Here is a 2085-nt window from a genome sequence, read left to right on the forward strand (position 1 = left end):
CTGCTTAGGGATGAAGTTTATAAATAAGTTTATCAATTCATATATACATATATGAGTTCTATTAAACTTGTAAACTCAATGGCTTATCCTGTTGTATGGCTGAATCAGTCAAGTAAGTTTAGTTTAAGATACATGTATATATACATGGGTAAATCTAAACTTTAAACTTGTAGAAAGCCCTCCATCAGTCAGAATGCTGCTCTGGTTGATGGAGGGCTATATTGGTCTTTTTCTCCTTGCTGAAATTGTATTTCAGTTTATAGTTACAACTGTTGTAATAGATGGCTGGTCTTTGCCCAATAGTAATAGGCTTCAGGAGAAGTCCTTTTCAGCTTATTCAGTCGCGAAGGAAGTGTGGGTGCTATATATAGGGAGCCTATGGTGGCAGGATTACCGTCGTATTTTTCTATTATTGTGTTACCCGTCTCTATCATTGTGGCGATATATGCTGCGCGTGCTGCGTCTCTAATCGCATCGTCAATGAAATAACCGCCATTGAACATGAAGGATTTGATCCTTTGTATACCACGTTGCAATGCATCAAATTGTCCGTTTCCTTCAATTCCCCTTGTTGCAAGACACAGCGAAGTCTGTCTGACATCATCGAAAATGAGTTTAGGATTGTTTGGCAAATTCCTGTATGAGAGTTCAACTTCTGCAATTTGTAAAAACGATTTTGTCGTTGTTTCAAGGACTTCTGTCTTCTCGAACAGTCTGGCTATATCATATAGCTGTTTGATGATCTCCATGCTGGCATCCTTACCATTTTTGAGATATGGAATACCTGTTGTATTGGGTGCATAAGCTGTAAGCTTGTCGCCGAGAATATCTCCAATGGACGGTACTTTTACATAATTCAGTTCACCTTCTGTCTTTATAAAACGACTTTCTACAGGTAAAGTTACGACTTCGTTGTAGTGACAGTCTTCATTTAGAACGTCCAGCAGGATGGTTTCTTTTCGGTCTATGCCATCAAGGAAAGCCACTTGATAAAAGAATTTGGAATGCGATTTGGGTATGTCTGTTCCACGCTGAATTCTCTCTATCGGCTTATAGTCAATAAAGCCATAATCTTTGTATGATTGCAGATACTCTTCTATTTCAGTACCTGGAGGACATATTATATCAATATCGATGGACAGCCTGTGTCTTTGTTCTTTTAAAAGAAGCATCAGACTGCTTCCACCTTTGAAATGAAATGGGCAACCTGAAGCCGCCAACATGTCCAGCAATGAAAAAGCATGTATTACCTTTTCAATGATATTTTTGTCCGGATAGTTTAGCTCCTTGGATTTTTCTTCAATCCATCTTGTTGTAAAGCATTCTTTATTTATCATATTTTTGTGATTGTTCTATTAATGAATAAGTACTATCGTATGCTCCTCTACGTTTTGCATATCGGAGCATTTTGGGAGTATTGACTGTGTACAAATCAAAGGCGGTCTGATACATATAAGTGATTTCCGTGCCCTGCATATAATCAAAGTCTTCGTCTTTCTGTATATCTACGAGTAGCTTTTCGATGGTAGGAGTAACCATCCCATCAACCTTATTTACTGGAGATTCAGTGACAAATATCTTTACAATGATGCATGGTTCATGCATGTTTACGTAGTCGTACATGAACTTTGCTGTCGGTTGCTTATAAACGGGCATGTCTGAATCCTTCAACAGAGAAAAAACAGAATCTACAGCATCCCGGTTGGTCTCGACATAAATAGCATGGTTCACAGAGACGTGATGTTGTAGTGTGGTGAAGATGCTGCCATCGTAGATGCAGAAATCGGTGAATGGCAATTTCTCTTTCAATCCGACATATAGTTTTCTCAGTGTTTCTGTTGGAGCAAATGAGAACACCTGTTTATCTGTAAGCATGTATTCACCATTTCCTGTACGGGCTATCTTGTTCTCTTTGGTTAAGGTACAGAGATACTGGCGGGCGGTATTGGTCTTTATCCCCAATACTGATACTAATTGAGGCACTTCAATCCGTCCGTAAGTACGAGCATAATTCAATATGCTCTGTTTAATACTATATTTCTCGTCAATACTCATTGTAGTGCAAATATAATATAAAGTCGGCAA

2 protein-coding genes are annotated in these 2085 nt (G+C 38.6%); both read right to left on the minus strand.

Annotated features, from left to right (window positions below):
• Positions 1-263: 263 nt before the first annotated feature.
• Positions 264-1337: a nucleotidyl transferase AbiEii/AbiGii toxin family protein gene (locus tag QZ379_RS12670; protein WP_291565620.1), complete on the minus strand. Its 1074-nt coding sequence runs from the start codon at positions 1335-1337 to the stop codon at positions 264-266.
• A partial coding sequence (locus QZ379_RS12675) for a DUF6577 family protein (RefSeq protein WP_291565623.1) occupies positions 1327-2085 on the minus strand: 759 nt, incomplete at its 5' end. The genes QZ379_RS12670 and QZ379_RS12675, both read right to left, overlap by 11 nt.

This window comes from Bacteroides sp. (genome assembly GCF_019417265.1).
Taxonomy (GTDB): Bacteria; Bacteroidota; Bacteroidia; order Bacteroidales; family Bacteroidaceae; genus Phocaeicola.